The sequence below is a fragment of the Cupriavidus sp. 10L43_2 genome, from assembly GCF_056395265.1.
The window spans coordinates 461,534-482,477 of the sequence record NZ_JBFTJE010000002.1; the positions used below are offsets into that span (position 1 = coordinate 461,534).

At 67.2% G+C, this 20,944-nt stretch carries 17 protein-coding genes; 3 read left to right on the forward strand and 14 right to left on the reverse strand.

Annotated features, from left to right (window positions below; translation table 11 throughout):
* Positions 1 to 70 precede the first annotated feature (70 nt).
* The 4 genes from phaR to phaC all read right to left on the reverse strand — a co-directional run bounded on the left by phaR (position 71) and on the right by phaC (position 4,987).
* Complete coding sequence (gene phaR, locus AC1DEL_RS04425) at positions 71 to 622, reverse strand: polyhydroxyalkanoate synthesis repressor PhaR (RefSeq protein WP_092292938.1); 552 nt, start codon at positions 620 to 622, stop codon at positions 71 to 73.
* 331 nt (positions 623 to 953) lie between these two features.
* On the reverse strand, positions 954 to 1,694 hold the full coding sequence (locus AC1DEL_RS04430; RefSeq protein ID WP_092292936.1) for a 3-ketoacyl-ACP reductase: 741 nt from the start codon (positions 1,692 to 1,694) through the stop codon (positions 954 to 956).
* A gap of 138 nt (positions 1,695 to 1,832) precedes the next feature.
* On the reverse strand, positions 1,833 to 3,014 hold the full coding sequence (locus tag AC1DEL_RS04435; RefSeq protein ID WP_092292934.1) for an acetyl-CoA C-acetyltransferase: 1,182 nt from the start codon (positions 3,012 to 3,014) through the stop codon (positions 1,833 to 1,835).
* A gap of 83 nt (positions 3,015 to 3,097) precedes the next feature.
* Positions 3,098 to 4,987 carry a class I poly(R)-hydroxyalkanoic acid synthase gene (gene phaC / locus AC1DEL_RS04440; protein WP_477125293.1) on the reverse strand — a complete coding sequence of 630 codons (1,890 nt, stop codon included), beginning with the start codon at positions 4,985 to 4,987 and terminating at the stop codon, positions 3,098 to 3,100.
* 378 nt (positions 4,988 to 5,365) lie between these two features.
* Here phaC and AC1DEL_RS04445 point away from each other — a divergent pair, with 378 nt between their 5' ends.
* The gene (locus tag AC1DEL_RS04445; protein ID WP_441591147.1) at positions 5,366 to 5,605 is read left to right on the forward strand and encodes a hypothetical protein; all 240 of its coding nucleotides are present in this window, start codon (positions 5,366 to 5,368) and stop codon (positions 5,603 to 5,605) included.
* Here the strand turns inward: AC1DEL_RS04445 and pgeF are convergent.
* Both pgeF and AC1DEL_RS04455 read right to left on the reverse strand, forming a co-directional pair.
* Complete coding sequence (pgeF, locus tag AC1DEL_RS04450; RefSeq protein ID WP_477125310.1) at positions 5,594 to 6,394, reverse strand: peptidoglycan editing factor PgeF; 801 nt, start codon at positions 6,392 to 6,394, stop codon at positions 5,594 to 5,596. The two genes, AC1DEL_RS04445 and pgeF, sit on opposite strands and share 12 nt — an antisense overlap.
* Entirely contained in the window at positions 6,384 to 7,610 is a 1,227-nt protein-coding gene (locus AC1DEL_RS04455) for an RluA family pseudouridine synthase (protein ID WP_477125294.1), read from the reverse strand. The genes pgeF and AC1DEL_RS04455 overlap by 11 nt, the downstream gene beginning before the upstream one ends.
* Before the next feature lie 17 nt (positions 7,611 to 7,627).
* Between AC1DEL_RS04455 and AC1DEL_RS04460 the strand changes: the two genes are divergently transcribed.
* Positions 7,628 to 8,458 carry an outer membrane protein assembly factor BamD gene (locus AC1DEL_RS04460; RefSeq protein ID WP_092292926.1) on the forward strand — a complete coding sequence of 277 codons (831 nt, stop codon included), beginning with the start codon at positions 7,628 to 7,630 and terminating at the stop codon, positions 8,456 to 8,458.
* A gap of 54 nt (positions 8,459 to 8,512) precedes the next feature.
* Here the strand turns inward: AC1DEL_RS04460 and AC1DEL_RS04465 are convergent, their stop codons facing one another.
* From AC1DEL_RS04465 to AC1DEL_RS04475, 3 genes are read right to left on the reverse strand one after another with little or no spacing between them, the layout of a single operon-like run.
* Positions 8,513 to 10,726 (reverse strand): ATP-dependent DNA helicase, encoded by a 2,214-nt coding sequence (locus AC1DEL_RS04465; protein ID WP_477125295.1) that lies wholly within the window; start codon positions 10,724 to 10,726, stop codon positions 8,513 to 8,515.
* Positions 10,727 to 10,774: 48 nt separating this feature from the next.
* On the reverse strand, positions 10,775 to 10,978 hold the full coding sequence (locus AC1DEL_RS04470) for a DUF465 domain-containing protein (protein WP_092292923.1): 204 nt from the start codon (positions 10,976 to 10,978) through the stop codon (positions 10,775 to 10,777).
* 57 nt (positions 10,979 to 11,035) lie between these two features.
* Entirely contained in the window at positions 11,036 to 11,755 is a 720-nt protein-coding gene (locus tag AC1DEL_RS04475) for a hypothetical protein (RefSeq protein ID WP_092292921.1), read from the reverse strand.
* Positions 11,756 to 12,000: 245 nt separating this feature from the next.
* Between AC1DEL_RS04475 and AC1DEL_RS04480 the strand changes: the two genes are divergently transcribed.
* Positions 12,001 to 14,379: a Tex family protein gene (locus AC1DEL_RS04480; RefSeq protein WP_092292919.1), complete on the forward strand. Its 2,379-nt coding sequence runs from the start codon at positions 12,001 to 12,003 to the stop codon at positions 14,377 to 14,379.
* Between the two features lie 57 nt (positions 14,380 to 14,436).
* Here the strand turns inward: AC1DEL_RS04480 and AC1DEL_RS04485 are convergent, their stop codons facing one another.
* The 5 genes from AC1DEL_RS04485 to AC1DEL_RS04505 form a co-directional block, all read right to left on the reverse strand.
* Positions 14,437 to 16,029, reverse strand: coding sequence for a hypothetical protein (locus AC1DEL_RS04485; protein ID WP_441591148.1), 1,593 nt, complete (start codon positions 16,027 to 16,029; stop codon positions 14,437 to 14,439).
* A gap of 93 nt (positions 16,030 to 16,122) precedes the next feature.
* The gene (locus tag AC1DEL_RS04490) at positions 16,123 to 18,021 is read right to left on the reverse strand and encodes a potassium transporter Kup (RefSeq protein ID WP_092292915.1); all 1,899 of its coding nucleotides are present in this window, start codon (positions 18,019 to 18,021) and stop codon (positions 16,123 to 16,125) included.
* Positions 18,022 to 18,368: 347 nt separating this feature from the next.
* Positions 18,369 to 19,091 carry a branched-chain amino acid ABC transporter ATP-binding protein gene (locus AC1DEL_RS04495; protein WP_441591149.1) on the reverse strand — a complete coding sequence of 241 codons (723 nt, stop codon included), beginning with the start codon at positions 19,089 to 19,091 and terminating at the stop codon, positions 18,369 to 18,371.
* The gene (locus tag AC1DEL_RS04500; protein WP_477125296.1) at positions 19,088 to 19,855 is read right to left on the reverse strand and encodes an ABC transporter ATP-binding protein; all 768 of its coding nucleotides are present in this window, start codon (positions 19,853 to 19,855) and stop codon (positions 19,088 to 19,090) included. Before AC1DEL_RS04500 ends, AC1DEL_RS04495 begins: the two co-directional genes overlap by 4 nt.
* Positions 19,852 to 20,928, reverse strand: a complete 1,077-nt coding sequence (locus tag AC1DEL_RS04505) for a branched-chain amino acid ABC transporter permease (protein WP_454756956.1) — start codon at positions 20,926 to 20,928, stop codon at positions 19,852 to 19,854. Before AC1DEL_RS04505 ends, AC1DEL_RS04500 begins: the two co-directional genes overlap by 4 nt.
* Between the last annotated feature and the right edge of the window lie 16 nt (positions 20,929 to 20,944).

Genomic DNA, 20,944 nt, shown 5'->3' on the forward strand with positions numbered 1-20,944 from the left:
TTCCAGGCGCGCGCGGCGATGGGGGGAATCCGGATGGCCGACGGTGCCGGCTCAGGTGTCTCGCGGTGGCTTACTTCTTTTCCTGCTGGTTGAACGGGAACGTGCCGAACATGTTCTTGGCCTGGCTCTGCATCTGTTCCTGCATCTGCACGAACAGATTCTTGCTCTGCTCGATGTAGTTGCTCATCATCCCTTGCATCATCGGGCCCTGCATGTTCATGAACTGCGACCACATGTCCGGGCTGAACGCTTCGCCCGAGTAGAGGCCCTTCGAGTTCTCGGCCAGCTTGTTCTGGATGTCGATGAACGCCTGGATGTTCTTTTCCAGGTAGGTGCCCATCATGCCCTGCATGGCATGGCCGTAGAAGCGGATGATCTGCGACAGCATGGGGCTCGAGAACATCGGCACGCCGCCGGTTTCCTCTTCCAGGATGATCTGCAGCAGGATGCTGCGCGTCAGTTCATCGCCGGACTTGGCGTCCACGACCTTGAATTCCTCGGAATCCATGACCAGCTGCTTGACGTCCGCGAGCGTAATGTAGGTGCTGGTCTGCGTGTCGTAGAGCCGGCGATTCGGGTATTTCTTGATCAGTCGCTCTGCGCCTTTTTTGGTCGTGGCCATCGGTGCTCTATCCTTTGTCGTCGCTGATGCAGGGGGTGCGCATCTGCTGCTGCGCGCTGCTGCACCGCATGCGATGCACTGCGCAATTGGGGGCGCCCGCGCCGCGCTCTAGTTTGGTGCCGGGGGCGCCGCTGACCTGATTCTATGCTCAAGAAAGCACTAAGAAAAGCCACCCCGATTAAGGAAAACCCGCAGCATCGTATGCAAAACGGGCCGTCCTGGCAGCCAGGCGGCCCGTTTTCCGAGGTGCGCCGTGGCACGCTTCCGGCCTGCTGCAGCGCGCTCGGTGCGCCGCAGCAGGCCGGCGGCGCGCCGCGCAGCCAGCGGTCGGTCAGCCCATGTGCAGGCCGCCGTTGAGCGAGAAGTCGGCGCCCGTGGAGAAGCCCGATTCGTCCGAAGCCAGCCACGCGCAGATCGACGCGATTTCCTCCGGCAGACCCAGGCGCTTGACCGGAATCGTCGCCACGATCTTGTCCAGCACATCCTGGCGGATGGACTTGACCATGTCCGTGGCGATATAGCCCGGCGACACCGTGTTGACCGTCACGCCCTTGGTGGCCACTTCCTGCGCCAGCGCCATGGTGAAGCCGTGCAGGCCGGCCTTGGCCGTCGAGTAGTTGGTCTGACCGAACTGGCCCTTCTGCCCGTTCACCGACGAGATATTGACGATGCGGCCCCAGCCGCGGTCCGCCATGCCGTCGATGACCTGCTTGGTCACGTTGAACAGCGACGTCAGGTTGGTGTCGATCACCGCGTCCCAGTCGGCACGCGTCATCTTGCGGAACACCACGTCGCGGGTGATGCCGGCATTGTTGACCAGCACGTCCACCTCGCCGACATCGGCCTTGACCTTGTCGAAGGCGGTCCTGGTCGAATCCCAGTCGGCCACGTTGCCCTCGGACGCCACGAACTCGAAGCCGAGCGCGCGCTGCTGTTCGAGCCACTTCTCGCGGCGCGGCGAATTCGGGCCGCAGCCCGCCACCACCTTGTAGCCGTCACGGGCCAGGCGCTGGCAAATGGCGGTTCCGATGCCGCCCATGCCGCCGGTCACATATGCAATGCGCTGAGTCATATCCACTCCTGTTGGCTCGCTGATCGATGCAAGGGCACCGATCTCTGTTATAGACGCCGACGGCCAAAACCATGTCTCCTGCCGCCGGCTACCCCTCAGTGCAACTCAAATACTCGTTTTCGGCCAGATCGGTCTGACTTAGTTCCGTTCCACGGCCAGTGCCACGCCCATGCCGCCGCCGATGCACAGCGAGGCCAGGCCCTTCTTGGCGTCGCGGCGCTTCATTTCGTGCAGCAGCGTCACCAGGATGCGGCAGCCGGACGCGCCGATCGGATGGCCGATGGCGATGGCGCCGCCGTTGACGTTGATCTTCGACTGGTCCCAGCCCATCTGCTGGTGCACGGCCAGCGCCTGCGCGGCGAAGGCTTCGTTGATTTCCATCAGGTCCAGGTCCTTGACTTCCCAGCCGGCGCGCGACAGGCAGCGCTTGCTGGCCGGCACCGGGCCCATGCCCATCACGGCCGGGTCCACGCCGGCGTTGGCGTAGGCCTTGATGGTGGCCAGCGGGGTCAGGCCCAGCTCCTTGGCCTTGGCGGCCGACATCACCACCACGGCGGCGGCGCCGTCGTTGAGGCCAGAGGCGTTGGCGGCGGTCACCGTGCCGGCCTTGTCGAAGGCGGGCTTCAGGCCGGACAGGCTGTCCAGCGTGGCGCCCTGGCGCACGAATTCGTCGGTCTTGAACGCCACCGGGTCACCCTTTCGCTGCGGAATCAGCACCGGCACGATTTCCTCGTCGAACCGGCCGGCCTTCTGGGCGGCCTCGGCCTTGTTCTGGGAGCCCACGGCGAACTCGTCCTGCGCCTCGCGCGTGATGCCGTACTCCTTGGCGACGTTCTCGGCCGTGATGCCCATGTGGTACTGGTTGTACACGTCCCACAGGCCGTCGACGATCATCGAGTCGACCAGCTTGGTATCGCCCATGCGGAAGCCGTCGCGCGAGCCCGGTAGCACGTGCGGCGCGGCGCTCATGTTTTCCATGCCGCCGGCCACGACGATCTCCGCCTCGCCGGCGATGATGGCGTTGGCGGCCAGCATCACGGCCTTCAGGCCGGAGCCGCACACCTTGTTGATGGTCATGGCCGGCACCATGTCCGGCAGGCCGGCCTTGCGCGAGGCCTGGCGCGCCGGGTTCTGGCCGGCGGCAGCCGTCAGCACCTGGCCCATGATGACTTCGCTCACCTGGTCCGGCTTCACGCCGGCGCGCTCGAGCGCGGCCTTGATGACGAGGGCGCCCAGCTCCGGTGCCGGGATCTTGGCCAGCGAGCCGCCAAACTTGCCAACTGCGGTGCGGGCTGCGGAAACGATGACGATGTCGGTCATTTGAAGTCCTTTCGAGATAGCGTGAAGCCAATCGGTACGAAACCCCGGGCCGGTCCCACGGAACCGGCCCCGGCGGAAAACGTTCAGGCGCGCTGCTTGACGTAGCGGCCCGGTGCGGGTTCGATGGCCCGGTAATGGGCGTTGCCATAGTCGGCCGGCGCGGCGCGCTTGGCGCCGGCCTGCTTGCCGAGCCACGCCATCCAGTCCGGCCACCAGCTGCCGGGCTTTTCCTCGGCGCCGGCCAGCCATTCCTGGGCCGAGCCGGGCAGCGCCTCGTTGATCCAGTGGCTGCGCTTCTTCTTGGCCGGCGGGTTGATCACGCCGGCGATATGGCCGGACGCGCCAAGCACGAAGCGCAGCTTGTTCTTCAGCAGGCCGGTGGAAGCGAAGGCAGACGTCCACGGCACGATGTGGTCCTCGCGCGAGCCATAGATATAGGTCGGCACGTCGATATCGCCCAGGTCCAGCGGCGCGTTGCAGACGCTCAGCTTGCCGGGCACCTTCAGTTCGTCCTGCAGATACATATGGCGCAGGTACCAGCAGTACCACGGGCCGGGCAGGTTGGTCGCATCACCGTTCCAGAACAGCAGGTCGAACGGTACCGGCGTGTTGCCCTTGAGGTAGTTGTCGACCACGTAGTTCCAGACCAGATCGTTCGGCCGCAGGAACGAGAACGTGTTGGCCAGCTCCACGCCGCGCAGCAGCGCGCACGGGGCCCCGGCAGCGCCGCCGATGGTGGCCTCGCGCAGTTGCACGTGCGGTTCGTCGACGAATACGTCCAGGATGCCGGTGTCGGTGAAGTCGAGCAGCGCGGTCAGCAGCGTCAGGCTGGCCACCGGGCGCTCGCCGCGCGCGGCCAGCACGGCCAATGCCGTGGCGACGATGGTACCGCCCACGCAGAAGCCGAGCACGTTGATCTTGTCCTGCCCGCTGATGTCCCGTGCCACCTCGATCGCGCGGATGGCCGCGTGCTCGATGTAGTCGTCCCAGGTGCGCTCGGCCATCGACGCATCGGGGTTGCGCCACGACACCAGGAAGACCGTGTGGCCCTGCTCCACCACGTAGCGGACCAGCGAGCTTTCGGGCTGCAGGTCGAGGATGTAGAACTTGTTGATGCACGGCGGCACCAGCAGCAGCGGCCGGGCGTGGACCTTGTCGGTCAGCGGCTTGTACTGGAGCAGCTGGAAATATTCGTTCTCATAGACCACCGCGCCCTCGGTCACGGCCACGTTGCGGCCCACCTCGAAGGCGGTGTCGTCGGTCTGGGAGATCTTGCCCCGGGTCAGGTCCCCGAGCATGTTGCGCATGCCGGTGCGCAGCGATTCGCCGCCCGATTCGATCAGGCGCTGCTGGGCGTCCGGGTTGGTGGCGAGGAAGTTGGCGGGCGACATCGCGTCCACCCACTGCGACACCGCGAAGCGGATGCGCTGGCGGGTCTTGGCGTCGGCCTCCACGGCGTCGGCCAGCTCGGTCATCGTGCGGGCGGTCAGCAGGTAAAACGCGGCGGCGTAGCGGTACGGCGCGTTGTTGCGCCAGGCCGCGCTGGCGAAGCGGCGATCGGACAGCCGCTGACTGGCGGCCTCGGCATCCCCGTTGCTGTTGCCACCGGCTGCGCCGTTCGGCACGGCAGCCGCGCCCATTTCACGCCAGAGTTCGGAGAAGTCTTTCAGGTAGCGTTCCTGGATCTGAGCCAGCAACCTCGGCGGGATCTTCAGGCCGGCGCCTGCCGGGCCCTGGAATGCACCCTGGAACGCCTTGGCAAATGCATCGCCGCCGGGAAAGCCCGGGAACGCGCCGGGCACGCCGTTCGGCATGCCTGACGGAAAACCGGGCGGCAGCTTGCCGTTGATTTCAGGAGCCCACTGACGGGACCATTCCAGCCATGCAGCTGGATCGAATGGCCCCGGCGCAAACTGAAACGGTTGGGACTTGTCTTCCGCGCTGGAAGCTGCCGCACCTTTGCCGGTCGCCATGATGTATTCGTCTCTCTGCCGTCGTGATGGGTAGACGGGCTCGGGGTAACTGTCTCCCGACCCGCCCCGATTCCGGGTTGCGCCTCTGGATGATCTGGTCACCCAGACCGGGACGCCGCATTGGCGGCGCCAGGTCATACGCTATGCTTGCCGGCGAAACCCTGGAGAACTTCCTCGGTTCCGATACATTTGAAGGCATTGTTGCCTTGCAATGTAGACGCTGTCAATGCGGAATTCCGCATTGCGAACGCGCGTGCGGGAAACGCATCCCCGACCTACCGGACGGTAAGCCTGACGCGGGTTCGCGGGCAGTCCGAGGACCATTTCCGGCTGCCACGTGACGCCACCGTACTTTTAACAGATAGAGATGAACGCCTGATGTATATCGTCGCAATCGGCTGGATCTACGTGGCCCTGATGATGTCGATTACCGAGACGAACCTCGTGGCCGGGGTCGCCACGTTCCTGTGCTACGGCGTGGCGCCGGTATCGATCATCATCTACATCATGGGAACGCCCGGCCGGCGGCGCAGGCGCCAGGCGCGCGAGGCGGCCGAACAGGCGGCCGGGCAAGCCGGGCCGAAGCCCGTCGAGGAAACGGAAGGGTCAGGCCGCTAGCCAGACCAGCGTGGCCATGCGACCCGTGGTGCGGTCGCGGCGGTAGGAGTAGAAGCGCGCGGCGTCGGCCACGGTGCAGGCATCGCCGCCGTAGACCCGCGTGCAGCCGGCGCGCGCCAGCCGCGTACGCGCCAGCGCGTACAGATCGGCCCAGTACTTGCCCGGCGCGCCGGGGCGGAACGCCGCCTCGACGGCCGGCCGCTCCGCTTCGCGGGCCTGGGCCAGGAACGCTTCCCGAACCTCGGCGCCCACTTCGAATGCCGATGGGCCGATGGCCGGGCCCAGCCACGCCAGCCATTCCGAACCGGGGCCGGCCTGCGCGGCCATGCGCGCCAGGGTGGCCTCGATCACGCCGTCGCAGAGCCCGCGCCAGCCGGCATGGGCGGCACCGACCACCGTACCCGCCGCATCGCACAGCAACACCGGCAGGCAGTCCGCCGTCATGATCGCGCAGACGTGGCCGGGAGTGGTGGCGATGCTGGCGTCGGCACGCGGCACACCGCCCTCCCCGTCTTCCACCCCGTCGGCGGTCGCCACGGCGCAGCCATGCACCTGCTCGAGCCAGCGCGGCATGGCAGGCAGATGCGCCGCCAGCCGGGCACGGTTCTCCGCCACGGCGGACGGGTCGTCCCCCACATGCGTACCGAGATTGAGCCCGCCCGGGCTGCCATCGGCCAGCCCGTAGGGGCCGACGCTCACGCCACCCTGCCGGGTCGTGGACAGCGCCCGCACGCGGGCCGGCGCCGGCCAGTCCGGCACGATCCAGCCGGGTTGCCGCTCAAGCGTCATCGTCATCCCTTACGTAGATGATCTCGACGTCATGGTCGTCATCGTCGTCGAAGTCGTCATCGTCGTCCTCGACCGGCTGCGCGGCGTAGCCTTCAAAGTCGAGCGCCTCGATCAGGTCCAGCATGTCCTCGGGCGGCTCAACCTCCCACGACACCTTGCGCCCGCTCTCCGGATGCACCAGTCCCAGCTTGCACGCATGCAGCGCCTGGCGCGCGAACGGCACCGGCAGCGTCACGCGGATGGCCGGGCGCTGGCCGCGCTTGGTGGCCTTGTGGTAGACCGGGTCGCCCACGAGCGGATGGCCGATCGACTCGAAATGCACGCGAATCTGGTGCGTGCGGCCGGTTTCGAGCTGGCACATCACCATCGACACCTTGCCGCGGCCCAGCGGCACCGTGCCCAGCGTCTTGAAGTGCGTACGCGACGGCTTGCCGCTATTCGTATGGACGATGGCCATGCGCGTGCGCTCGCGCGGGTCACGGGCGATGGGGGCGTCGATGGTGCCCTCGTCCGGCGTCTCGCCCCAGACCAGCGCGAGGTAGGTGCGCTTGACGGTCCGGGCGGCCAACTGGCGCACGAGGTCGGTCTGCGCGGTAAGCGTACGGGCGACGACCATCAGGCCCGAGGTTTCCTTGTCCAGCCGATGCACGATGCCGGCGCGCGGCAGCCGCCCCGCGGCCGGGTCGCGGTGCAGCAGGCCGTTTAGCACCGTGCCGCTCCAGTTGCCGGCGGCCGGATGCACGACCAGCCCGGCCTGCTTGTTGATGACGAGTAGCGTGGCGTCCTCGAAGACCACGTCCAGCGGCACGTCCTCGGCCGTGAAGGCGAGCGACTCGGGCGCGACCTGCGGCTGGATCTCGATCTGCTGGCCCATCTGGACCGATGCCTTGGCGCGGCTCGGCTCGCCATCCACCCGCACGGCGCCTTCCTCGATCCATTGCTGGATGCGGCTACGGGAGAATTCGCTGAAATGCCGCGCGAGCAGCTTGTCCAACCGCTCGCCATGTGCAGCACTATCCACTTCAAGGTACAAAGGCGGCTGGTCCGGCGCGGTGGCCGGCGTGGTCATCACCGCGCCGCCGTCTTCGCTGACATCGCCGAGATCGTCGTTGAAATCATCGGTGTCCAGCGGGGAATCGACATCCGCCGGGGAATCGTTCGCCGGACCGTTTTCGGCCTTAGGGCTTGGGCTATAATGCTTGACGCTATTTTTCATCCGGAACAGGTTGCCCAATGCAATTGCAGAGCATGAAACGCGCGAACTGGCGCGCGAGAGTTGGAGCGATTTTGCTCGCAGGCGGCTGCCTCATGCTGTCTGCATGCGGCCTGCTTGGCGACCAACCCGACGAAACGGCCGGCTGGTCGGCGAACAAATTATATTCGGAAGCCAAGGATGCGCTGGATGGCGGCGACTATACACGTGCCGTCAAGCTCTATGAAAAGCTGGAAGGCCGCTACCCGTTCGGCCGCTACGCCCAGCAGGCGCAGATCGACACCGCGTTCGCCAACTACAAGGATGGCGAGACCGCCGCCGCGCTGGCCGCCGTCGACCGCTTCATCCAGCTCCACCCGAGCCATCCCAACATCGATTACGCCTACTACCTCAAGGGCCTGATCAACTTCAACGACAACCTTGGCTGGCTGGGCCGCTTCTCCGGCCAGGACCTGAGCGAGCGCGATCCCAAGGCCGCGCGTGCCGCCTACGACGCTTTCCAGATCCTGATCACGCGCTACCCGGACAGCAAGTACGCGCCGGACGCGACGCTGCGGATGCAGTACATCGTCAACGCGCTGGCCCAGCATGAAGTGCATGCCGCCCGCTATTACTATCGCCGTGGCGCCTACCTGGCGGCCGTGAACCGGGCCCAGCAGGCGCTGAAGGACTACGATGGCGCGCCGGCCAACGAGGAAGCGCTGTACATCATGGTCCGCTCGTACGATTCGCTCGGCATGAAGGATCTGCGCGACGACGCGGCCCGCGTGATGGAGCGCAACTATCCGAACAGCGACTTCGTCAAGTACGGCTCGCGCCGGAAAGACAAGTCCTGGTGGGAAGTGTTCTGAGCCTCGCCCGCAGGTAAAAAAAGCCCGACGAATCGTCGGGCTTTTTTTTGGCGCTTATTCGTCCGCTGGCTCGTCTGCCGGCTCGTCCGCCGGCGCCGGCTCGGTCTTGCGCAGACCCTCCAGGAAGCGGATGACGGTGTCCGCCTCCCGCGTGCGCGTGAACGGCGGCAGGCTCTGCCAGATCTGGCGGCCGTAGGGCTTCTCCACGAGCCGGGTATCGCAGATCGCCAGCACGCCCCGGTCGGACTCGGAACGGATCAGCCGCCCCGCACCCTGCTTCAGCGTGATAACCGCGTGCGGCAACTGGTGCACGGCAAACGGGCTCAGGCCCTTCTTCTGCAGGACCTCCATCCGGGCGGCCAGCACCGGGTCGTCGGGCGGGGCGAACGGCAGCTTGTCGATGATGACCAGCGACAGCGCCTCGCCGCGTACATCCACCCCCTCCCAGAAGCTCTGGCTGCCGACCAGCACCGCGTTGCCGAGTTGCCGGAAGCGATCCAGCAGTTCGGTCCGGCTCGCCTGCCCCTGCACCAGCAGCGGCAGGTTGAGCCCGCGCTCGGCAAACAGCTCGTACAGCATGTCCGATGCCTTCTGCACCGCGCGCAGCGTGGTACAGAGCAGGAAGGTGCGGCCGCCCGCGGCCTCGATCAGCGGCAGGGCCTCGTGGACCACCGCTTCGGTGAACTGGGGCGACTGCGGCGCCGGCATGTTGCGCGGCACGTAGAGCAGGCCCTGCTTCGCGTAGTCGAACGGGCTCGGCAGCGTCAGCGACCGCTCCTTGTCCAGCCCGAGCTGGGCCGCGTAGTGGGTGAAGTTGCCCTTCACGGACAGCGTGGCCGAGGTAAAGACCCAGGCGCGCGGTTGGCCCTCGCGCTGGCGCGTGAAGATCGGCGCGATGGACAGCGGCGTGCGATGCAGTTGCACGGTATGCGAGAACACCTCGACCCAGCGCACGGTTTCCGGGCCCAGGGACACCGGCGCGGGCGGCGGCGTGCTTTCGCTCCCGCCATCGCCCTCATCTTCCGCCGGCGCAGCCGGGGCCGGAGCGGGCGCCACTCGGTCGTCGCGCCAGGCGGCCAGCCGCTGGGCCAGTTCCACCGCCCGGCGGTGGCATTGTTCGAGCGACTCCGCGCGTTCGGCCTGGCTCTCTAGTGCTTCGACGAAATCGGACAGCGCACTGTCCAGCGCGTCGAGGGTCTCGAAGAACGGCTCGCGCGTGCGCGGATCGGATTCGATCTGGCCCAGCGCCAGCCGCAAATTGTCTCTGCCGAAGGCCAGCCGCAGGTCACGCGCCGCTCGCTCCAGCGGGCCGCCCAGCGCCACCCAGTCCACGGCATCGCGTGCATGGGAGAGCCCTTCCGCCACGGTATCGCGCGCCAGTTCCAGCAACTGGCTGGTGGAGAGCGTCTCGCCGAAGAACAGCGTCGCGGTTTCCGGCAACTGGTGGGCTTCGTCGAAGATCACCGTGTTGGCGGCGGGTAGCAATTCGGCCATGCCGGTGTCGCGCAGCACCACATCGGCAAAGAACAGGTGATGGTTCACCACCACCACGTCGGCCTGCTGCGCCTCCTTGCGGGCGCGCATCACGAAGCATTCCTTGTACTGTGGGCACTCGCTGCCCAGGCAATTGTCGCGCGTGGAGGTCACGAGTTGCCAGACCGGCGCGTTTTCGGGCACGGCAGCCAGTTCGGCCTTGTCGCCCGAGGTCGTGGTCTTGGCGAAGCGGGCGATATCCCGCAGCCACGCCGCGTCCTGCTTCGACGCCAGCCGGCCGTTGGCCTGCGCGCGCTCGAGGTGGTAGTGGCACAGGTAGTTGGCGCGCCCCTTGAGCAGCGAGACCGAGATCGGCACGTTCAACGCCTTGCGCACCGTGGGAATGTCGCGCAGGTACAGCTGGTCCTGGAGGTTCTTGGTGCCCGTGGACAGGATCACCTTGCCGCCCCACAGCATGGCCGGGACGAGGTAGGCGAAAGTCTTGCCTGTGCCCGTGCCCGCCTCGACGATCACCGAGTCGTTCTGGGCGATGGCACCCGCCACGGCCTCGGCCATCTTCTGCTGCGACGCGCGCGGCCGGTAGCCGGGAATGCCGGTGGCCAGCGTGCCGGTATCGGCGAAGATCGTCGCCAGCTGCGCCGCCTGCGTAGCCGCCTGGTTGGCCGATGCGGCGGCCACCGCCTCGTTCAGCGAGGTGTGGTCGTCCTGCGGCAGCGCTTCAGGGGATGGCGTTTCGGCGGATTCGGGAAGCGCGTCGTCGGTCGGTTCAGACAAAATGAGTTTTCTGCAAAGGCGTGGCGCGCGGGGGGCGCCTGCGGGAATTCAGGCCGGTACGTCCGGCTCGAGCTGAAGCTGCAACAGCGTGATGGCGTCCTTGAGCTTGAGCCGGCGCTTCTTGAGCCGGCGCAGCTGCAGTTCGTCGTGGGCGGCGTCCTCGGACAGGTGATCGATCAGGAAATCGAGATCGCGATGCTCGATTTGCAGTTCGATGATCTGCCGCGCCAGTGTGTTGAGATTCTCATCCATGTAGCGGCTCCCCGTGGATCGTCCGGCCTGCGCCGACAGCCTGGGCTGTCACGCCGGTCAGAACCCGAACGGGCTCGGGGTAGAACCCTGGCCCTGCTTTTTCTTTTCCTCGGCATTGGCGCGGCGCTCGTCCAGGTCCTTCTGGCGCTGGGCGGCGTCCGCCTGCTTCTGCTGGTACGCCCGCGTGTTTTCCTGTCGCTGGCGGGCCTGGTCGGCGCCCTTCTGCTTCGCCTCGTTCATCTTGGCGTCGAAGTCGGACTGCTTCTGGTTGTACTTTTCGGCGTTGGCGGCGCGCTGGGGCGCGTCGGCGCCCTGCTGGGCGTCGCGCAGCGCCTGTTCCTGCTGCTTGCGGTCGTAGGAGGCACGGCTGGCGGCCTCGTTGGCGGCGCGGCCCGGCTGGCCGGCCTCGTACTCGGCCTGGCGCAGCGCCTGTTCGCGGTCGCGCTCGGCGGCCTTCCAGGCACGTTCGGCGTCGCCCACTTCCAGCTCCTTGGCGCGCAGCACGTGGAGTTCATCGCGCTGCACGTCCTTGGCCTTGTCGATGCAGCTGTTCACGAGGAACTTGCCGTAGCAGGCGCGCTCGGCCTCCGCAAAGCGGTAATTGGTCCACGCGCGGGAGTCGCCAATCGCCTTGCGCTCGGCCTCGAAGTCGCGCGGGGGCGGATTCTTGGTCTGCGCCAGAGCCGGTGCGGCCAGCAACAGGGCGGCGCACATTGCGGCAAGGACGGGGGTGGAGACGAGATGGGCCACGGCGGCCGAACGGGGCTTGACGATCATGGCCGAATTCTAGCATCCGGGGGCCTTGTCAGCCCCACCGGCAAACGTTGCAACATGTGTCCGATCCGGGGCCGGGGTGGGCCCGGGGTGGGGTCCGGGGGAGGCTGGCACGGGGCTGGCGCGGGGTTGGGTGGCCCGCCCGGGCGCGGTGTCGCGGAACAGGCACGTGAAAAGCCGTCTTCCCGTCACCGGCAGCACCGTGCGCTTGTGGCAAAATGCCCCGCTTTCGACCGACTAGTTTCCCGATGTCCAACTTGCCTGCTTCCGTCTCGCAAAAGATTGTGTCGCTCATCGCGGCAGAACTGTCCGTGCAACCGCGCCAGGTGGCGGCAGCCGTCGCGCTGCTGGACGAAGGCGCCACCGTGCCGTTCATCGCCCGCTACCGCAAGGAAGTGACTGACAACCTGGACGATACGCAGCTGCGTAACCTCGAGGAGCGCCTGCTGTACCTGCGCGACATGGAGGACCGCCGCGCGACGATCCTGGCGTCGATCGAGGAACAGGGCAAGATGACCGACGCGTTGCGCGCCGCCATCGAGGCCGCCGACACCAAGCAGACGCTGGAAGACCTGTACCTGCCGTACAAGCCCAAGCGCCGCACGCGCGCCCAGATCGCCCGCGAATGCGGCCTGGAGCCGCTGGCCCAGGCGCTGCTGGCCGACCCCACGCTGGACCCGCAGGCCGAAGCCGCCAAGTTCGTCAACGGCAACCCCACCGCCGACGGCGGCGTGCCCGACGTCAAGGCCGCGCTGGACGGCGCGCGCGACATCCTCTCCGAACAGTTCGGCGAAACCGCTGAATTGCTAGGCAAGCTGCGCGAGCACCTGTGGAACCACGGCGTGGTCGCCTCCACGGTGATGGAAGGCAAGGAAGGCGCCGAGGAGGAGAAATTCCGCGATTACTACGCCTATAGCGAGACCATCCGCACCGTGCCGTCGCACCGGGCGCTGGCGCTGTTCCGCGGCCGCAACGCGGGCGTGCTGATGGTGAAGCTGGGCCTGGGCGAGGAACAGGACGCGATGGTGCCGCACCCGTGCGAAGGCATGATCGCGCGCCATGTGGGCATCGAGAACCGGAACCGTCCGGCCGACAAGTGGCTGGGCGACGTGTGCCGCTGGTGCTGGCGCGTGAAGGTACAGCCGCATATCGAGACCGAACTGCTGACGCAGCTCCGCGAAACCGCCGAGAACGAGGCCATCAAGATCTTCGGCCGCAATCTGCATGAGCTGCTGCTGGCCGCGCCGGCCGGCCCGAAGTCGGTGATGGGCATCGACCCGGGCATCCGCACCGGCTGCAAGATCGCCGTGGTCGACCATACCGGCAAGCTGCTGGACACCGCCACGATCTACCCGCACGAGCCCCGCCGCGACTGGGAAGGCTCGCTGGCCACGCTGGCCCGCCTAGCGAAACAGCACAACGTGGCGCTGGCCTCCATCGGCAACGGCACGGCCAGCCGCGAGACCGACAAGCTGGTGCAGGACCTGATGAAGCGCGCCCCGGAACTGAAGCTGACCAAGATCGTGGTCAGCGAGGCCGGCGCCTCGGTCTACTCAGCTTCCGAGCTGGCCGCCAAGGAATTCCCGGAGCTTGACGTGTCGCTGCGCGGCGCGGTGTCGATCGCCCGCCGCCTGCAGGACCCGCTGGCCGAACTCGTGAAGATCGATCCGAAGTCGATTGGCGTGGGCCAGTACCAGCACGATGTGAACCAGCGCGAGCTGGCACGCGCGCTGGACGCCGTGGTGGAAGACTGCGTGAACGCCGTGGGCGTGGACGTGAACACCGCCTCGGCCCCGCTGCTGGCCCGCGTGTCGGGCCTGAACACGGTGCTGGCGCGCAATATCGTCGAATTCCGCGATGCCAACGGCGCGTTCCCGAACCGCGATGCGCTCAAGAAGGTGCCGCGCCTGGGCGACAAGACGTTCGAGCAGGCCGCCGGCTTCCTGCGCATCAACACGGGCGACAACCCGCTGGACCGCTCGTCGGTCCACCCGGAGGCGTATCCGGTGGTGCAGCGCATTCTGGATCACATCAAGAAGGGCCTGCCCGACGTGATGGGCAACCGCGACGCGCTGCGCGGCGTGACCGCCCAGCAGTTCACCGACGAGACCTTCGGCCTGCCGACGGTGCGCGACATCCTGACCGAACTCGAGAAGCCGGGCCGCGACCCGCGTCCCGAGTTCAAGACCGCGACGTTCCAGGACGGCGTGGAGGACATCAAGCACCTCCAGCCGGGCATGGTGCTCGAAGGCGTGGTGACCAACGTGGCCGCCTTCGGCGCCTTCGTGGACATCGGCGTGCACCAGGATGGGCTGGTCCACATCTCGGCGCTTTCCACCAAATTCGTGAAAGACGCGCACGAGGTGGTCAAGGCCGGCCAGATCGTCAAGGTCAAGGTGATGGAGGTGGACGTCAAGCGCAACCGCATCGGCCTGACCATGCGTATGGACGACGAGCCGGGCCAGGCCGCGCCCCGCGCCGGTGGCGAACGGAGCGATCACCGCGGCGGCCAGCGCCACGGTGGCCATGGCGGTGGCGGTGGTGGCGGCAAGGGGTTCGGCGGCGGCAAGCGCGAACCCGAAGTGGCCGGCGCCATGGCGGCAGCCTTCGCCAAGCTCAAGCGCTGATCCACCCGGGCGGCCACCCCACACACCGGGCCGGCCGCCCCGCCCCACCCCACCCCCTCACAGCGGATTGATGATCCCGCTGGGCTGCTGGACCCGCGTGGGTCCGATGATGCTGTTGAACAGCAGGTCGCCATCCGGCAGGAACTGCATCACCGCGTAGAAGCCGTTGCCCCAGATCCCGGTTCCGAGGATGGTCTGGTGCACGGTGGCGCCGGTATTCCAGTCCAGCCCCGTCACCACCCATCCCCAGCCGTTCTGGTAGTAGCCGTTCGTGAACACGAGGTTCGAGCCCGCGCTGATGGCGGGCACCATCGAGTTCGACGAAATGTCGCTGCGCGCCCAGCTCGAGGCCCACGCATGGGTCAGCGGGTTCCACGCGAAGCGCTCGACGCCAATCGGCGACGGCAGCAGCGGCCCCCGGATCAGTCCATCCACAATCGCACTCGTCCCGCTTCCGGTACTGCCGTCCGCCGCAGACACGTTGTTGACGACGAAGGCGCCATAACCGTTCACCGCGACCGACTGGTCGGTCTGGATGGCGTACCCGGCCGGCAAGCCGCAATTCACCTGGATCTGCCCCGCCAGGCGGTTGGTGAAGCCGGCGGGAATCTGGTCGCGCCAGAACGCCAGCAGGCTCATGCGTGTGAGGCCGTCGGTGATGACCACGAGTTTGTCGGGATCGGTGCCGAAGCCCATCAGGGTCGGCGTGCTGCCCGAGCCTGAGCCGAAGATGGTCGGGAAGGTGTCGCCGCTGGGATAGGCGCTGCTCCACGCGCCGTCCGCCGCGTTCTGGGACAGCGCGCTGCCGGTCCAGACGAGTTTTCTCAAGATCTTGTCGGAAACGACATAAATCCCATTGTTCTCGTCGACGGCGGCGGAATTGCTGACGCTCTCGTCCGCGCCGAGCGTGACCGTATGCACCGGCCCCGTGAACGACCGGTCGACAATCGACACGGACCGCGTGCCCAGCACCACCAGCTTGCCGTCATAGGTCATCACCACGCCGGCCAGGTTCTCGCCGGGCTGGAGGAAGGTGGTGGCGTTCAGCGACCGCACCACGCTGATCCCCAGCAGGGGCACGGCCGGCACGTTCAGCGCGAGGGCCAGGATCTGGTTGCCGCTATTGATATAGAGGACGTTGTTGTTGTCCACCACGCCGTAGGCGCTAGGAATGCCGCCGGTGGGCAGCAACTGCGCCACGATGGCCTGGGCCTGGGCGATGGTGCCGATCGGATTGGTCAGCAGGCCGAGCAAGGTGGTCTGCAACGTGGCCGTCGCGCCCGGCAGGAGCGCCCGCGCCACGGGCGTGAAGGCGTCGTTGGCCACCGAGATATAGGTCACGCCCGTCGGCGACACGCCCCACATGTAGTTGGGCGATGTCGACGCGAAGGTCATGATGTTGACCGGCCCGTTCGTCGCCTGGGAAAGCTGCAACGGCGGCGGTGGCGCCACGGTGCGCGAGCCGCCGGTCACCGCATAGGGGAAGGTGTCGCTCTGGGACGAATCGAAATGGGTGATGGCGTAGGTGGGGGCGGCCAGGAAGGGGTTGGGCACTGGCGTGCCCGCGCTGGCGAACTGGCCGACGCCCGTCATCAGGCCGATGGCGACCGCCATCCGGCGCCAGCTGCGTACCGTGCAGAATCTGAACATGAGAGGCTCCCGGGGGCAAAAAGAAACCCGGCCAGCGGGCCCTACTCCGCTGGCCGGGTTCTCATGTATAGGCGAAGCGCCGCCCCGGAGCGGTCAGATTTCGACCTTGGTCCCCAACTCCACCACCCGGTTCGCCGGGATCGAGAAGAAGTCAGACGGCTTGGCGCCGTTCTGATGCATCCACGCGAAGAGACTTTCCCGCCACATCGACATACCCGGCAGTTTGGACGGAATGACCGACTCGCGGGCGATGAAGAACGACGTCTCCATCAGCTCGAAGGACATGCCCAGCTTGCGCTGCGCGAGGTCCAGCACGCGCTGCACGTCCGGGGTCTCCTTGAAGCCGTATTCGGACTTGAGGATGAACACGCCGCCGCCGAGATCCTTGCAGGTCAGGCGATGGTCGTCATCCACGAACGGGATGTCCCGCGTGACAAAGCTCAGGAACACCACGCGCTCGTGCAGCACCCGGTTGTGCTTGAGGTTGTGCAGCAGGGACACCGGCACCGACTCGGTATTGCCGGTCAGGAACACGGCCGTGCCCTCCACGCGGTGCGGCGGGTGCGCCAGCAGGCCGGCGATGAACGGCTCCAGCGGAATGCCGTCCTCCAGGCTGCGCGCGCGCAGCAGCTTGCGGCCGCTGTACCACGTCATCAGCAGGAAAAACGCCACGCTGCCCATCAGCAGCGGGAACCAGCCGCCCTCGGCCACCTTGAGCAGGTTGGCCGCGAAGAAGGTCAGGTCCACCAGCAGGAAGCCACCGGCCAGCAGGGCCACCAGCACCGGGTTCCACTTCCAGACGCTGCGCATCATGAAGGCGGCCAGGAACGAGGTGATCAGCATCGTCGTGGTCACGGCAATGCCGTAGGCCGCGGCCAGGTTTTCCGATTTCTTGAACGAGATCACCACGGCAATCACCAGCACCAGCAGGATCCAGTTGATCACCGGCAGGTAGATCTGGCCGATCTCGGCCGCCGAGGTGTAGCGGATGCGCATGCGCGGCACGAAGCCGAGCTGGATCGCCTGGCTGGTCAGCGAGAACGCGCCGGAGATCACCGCCTGCGAGGCAATCACGGTGGCGCAGGTCGAGAGCAGCACCATCGGAATCAGCAGCGGCTCCGGCACCATCAGGTAGAACGGGTTGACGGCGGCGGCCGGGTTCTGGAGCAGCATCGCGCCCTGGCCGAAGTAGTTCAGCATCAGGCACGGCATGACCAGGATGAACCAGCCGATGCGGATCGGCCGCGCGCCGAAGTGGCCCATATCCACGTAGAGCGCCTCCGCCCCGGTCAGCACCAGGAACACCGCGCCCAGCACGATGAACGCCTGCAGCGAGTGGTCGATCAGGAAATTGACGCCATAGAGCGGGTTCACCGCCGCCAGGATGCCGGGCGCCTGGATCAGGTTGTAGATACCCAGCGCGCCGAGCGTGATGAACCAGATCGTCATGATCGGGCCGAAGAACTTGCCCACGGTGGCGGTGCCGTGCCGCTGGATCAGGAACAGGATGGTCAGGATCACCAGCGTGATCGGGATCACGAAGTGCGATAGCTGCGGCGCGGCGATCTCCAGGCCCTCCACCGCCGAGAGCACCGAGATGGCCGGCGTGATGACCGCATCCCCGTAGAACATGCACGCGCCGAAGATGCCCATCATCATCAGCATGCGGGCCTTGCGCGAGCGCGGCGTGGCGGTGCGTAGCACCAGCGCCATCAGCGCCAGCACGCCGCCTTCGCCATCGTTGTCCGCACGCATCACGAAGACCACGTACTTCAGCGACACCACGATGATCATCGCCCAGAACAGCAGCGAGATGATGCCTAGCGCGGCGTCCGGCGTGAACGGAATGCCGTGCTCCTTGCTGAAGCACTCCTTGAGGGCGTAGAGCGGGCTGGTGCCGATGTCGCCGAAGACGACGCCGATAGCGGCGATGACGAGGGCCCGGGTACTCGGACTCTCGACGAAATAGTGACTGGTTGCGGATTGAGTCATGGATTTGGGTCTGGTGGACCGGCTTGCGCCTCCCCGGCCATGGATGGCACCCCAGACAATGTGACGTTCTGGGCACGGGTTCTCTCACGCAAGCGGCTCCGGCCGCTCGGGGGCTTAGTGGCCTCTATTGCATTGCACAAACGGGCGCATTCTAGATGAAGTGAACTAATACGACCACTGTGGAAGATGCCCATCGCGGGCTCGGTGACCGATCAAGGATGGGAAAGAAGCGGCGGCGGGTCAAGGCGGATTCGGGCGGATTGGCCCCCGAAGGGTGCGCCGCACCGCGCACCACCGTTGCGGCACGACCACAAAAGAGATCGATACGTTACTTGATGCAGGACGGTTCAAACGCCGAGGTAGCGGTCGAGCGCAGCCGGCGCGGCGGCCAGATCGGCGGCGGGGCCGGCCAGTACCACCTGCCCCTTCTCCAGCACCACCACGCGGTCCGCATGGGCCAGCACGGCGCGGTAGTTGCGGTCCACCACCACCGAGGCGATGCCGGTGGCCCGCACCGTCTCGATCACGTGCCAGATCTCCCGCACGATTTTCGGCGCCAGACCCTCGGTGGCTTCGTCGAGCACCAGACAGTCCGGGTTGGTCATCAGCGCCCTGCCGATGGACAGCATCTGCTGCTCCCCGCCCGACAACTGCTGCCCGCCATGGGACAGCCGCTCCTTGAGCCGGGGGAACAGGTCCAGCACGCGCGCCTCGTCCCAGTCCTTGCGGCCATGGCAACCCGCCCGCGCCGCCATCAACAAATTTTCCCGGACCGACAGATTCGGAAAAATGCCACGCCCTTCGGGGACGTAGGCGATGCCGAGCCGCGCCACCTCGTGCGGCTGGGCGCGGGACACATCCCGGCCCGCCACGCGGATATCGCCCTCCCGCTGGCGCACATGGCCCAGCAGGGTCCGCAGCAGCGTGCTCTTGCCCATGCCGTTGCGGCCCAGCAGGCCCACGGTCTCGCCTGCGCCGACGTGGAAGTCCACCCCGCGCAGCACATGGCTGGAGCCGTACCAGGCGTTCACGCCGATGGCGTCGATGATGTCCGGCGATGCCGCGCTCATGCGTGGGCCCCTTCTTCTTCCCCGAGGTAGGCCAGCTGCACCGCCTCGTTGGCCCGGATCGCGGCCGGATCGCCGGTGGCGATGACCGCGCCGTCGACCATCACCGTGATGCGGTCGGCTACGGCGAAGACCGCCTCCATATCGTGCTCGACCAGCAGGATCGCGTGGCCGTCGCGCAGGCCGCGCAGCAGGTCCAGCATCCGCGCGGATTCTTCGGCGCCCATGCCGGCCAGCGGCTCGTCCAGCAGCAGCGCCACGGGCTGCGTGGCCAGGCACATCGCCACTTCGAGCTGGCGCTTCTGGCCGTGGGCGAGTTCGCTGGCGAGACGCCCGGCGTGCGCGGCCAGGCCGGCGCGCTCCATGGCTTCGTCGGCCAGCGCGCGGCTGGTGCGGCAGGCCTGCGCCGGCTCCCACAGCCGCCAGGCCCGCTGCGCGCGCGATTGCGCCGCCAGCCGGCAGTTCTCGCGCACGGTCAGCGGCAGGAAGATGTTGTTGCGCTGGTAGCTGCGGCCGATGCCCTGCCGCGCCAGCCGGGGCTGGCTCCAGCCGGTCACGTCCTCGCCCTGCAGCCGCAGGCGGCCGGTGGACGGCGGCAGTTCGCCGGACAGCATGTTGATCAGGGTGGATTTGCCGGCGCCGTTGGTGCCGATGACCGCGTGGATCTCGTGCAGGCGCAGCGTCAGGTTCACGCTGTCCACGGCGGTCAGCCCGCCGAAGCGGCGCGTCAGCCCTTCGGCCTGCAACACGGGGATGGCTTCCGTCATACGGCCTCCCGGCTGCGCGCGTGGCTGTCAGCAGCGGCCTCGCCTGCCGCCCCACCATTGCCGCGCCGGCGCGGCGAACGCTGGCGCAGCACCGCCGGCACGCTGACCAGCCCGCGCGGCAGCAACGCCACGGCCACGATGATGAAGCCGCCCATCAGCAGTTGCCAGTGCTTGGTCAGCGTGCTGAACCATTCGGCCAGCAGCACGAACGAGAACGCGCCCAGCACCGCGCCGGCCAGGCTGCCCACGCCGCCCAGGATCACCATCAGCATGGCATTGCCCGACTGGTGCCACGAGGCGATTTCCGGGTTCACGAAGCCGAACTGGATGGCGTAGAGATAGCCCGCCAGCCCCGCGAACACGCCACCGGCCACGAACGCGCCGAGCTGGTAGCGATAGGTGGCATAGCCGGCCGCCCGCATGCGCTGCTCGTTATGACGGATGCCGACCAGCGCGTGGCCGAAGCGCGAGCGCAGCAGCACCGCCAGCGCCACCACCGTCAGCACCAGCGCCACCAGCACCAGCCAGTAGAAGTTCACCGGGTCGTTGACGGTCAGCGGCCGGTCCCGCAGCAGGCTGAATTCGGGCCGGAAGTAGATATAGGTGCCATCGCTGCCGCCGGCGATCTTCGTATCGTGGAACACGAAATAGACCATCTGGGCGAAGGCCAGCGTAACCATGATGAAGTACACGCCGCGCGTACGCAGCACCAGCGCCCCCACCACCAGCGCCAGCGCCCCCGCAGCGCCCAGCGCGCCCAGCAGCAGCAGCCAGCCGTTGCCGGCCCCGCCCTCGGGCGCGAGCATGGCCGTGGCATAGGCCGCCACGGCGAAGTAGGCGGCATGGCCCAGGCTCACCAGCCCGGTGTAGCCAATCAGCAGCTGGAGCGAGAGCGCGAAGATCGCCATGATCATCACCTTGCTCAGCAGCTCGATATAGAACTTGTGGCTGTCGGCGGTCAGCAGCAGCGGTGCCACGGCCAGCACGGCCAGCGCCACGAGCCAGCCCAGCGCCGCCAGCCAGGGCGGCCGGCGCACGTCTTGCAGCGGGGGAGCGGAGAGAGTCGGTTTCATCGATGGAGCACGCCGG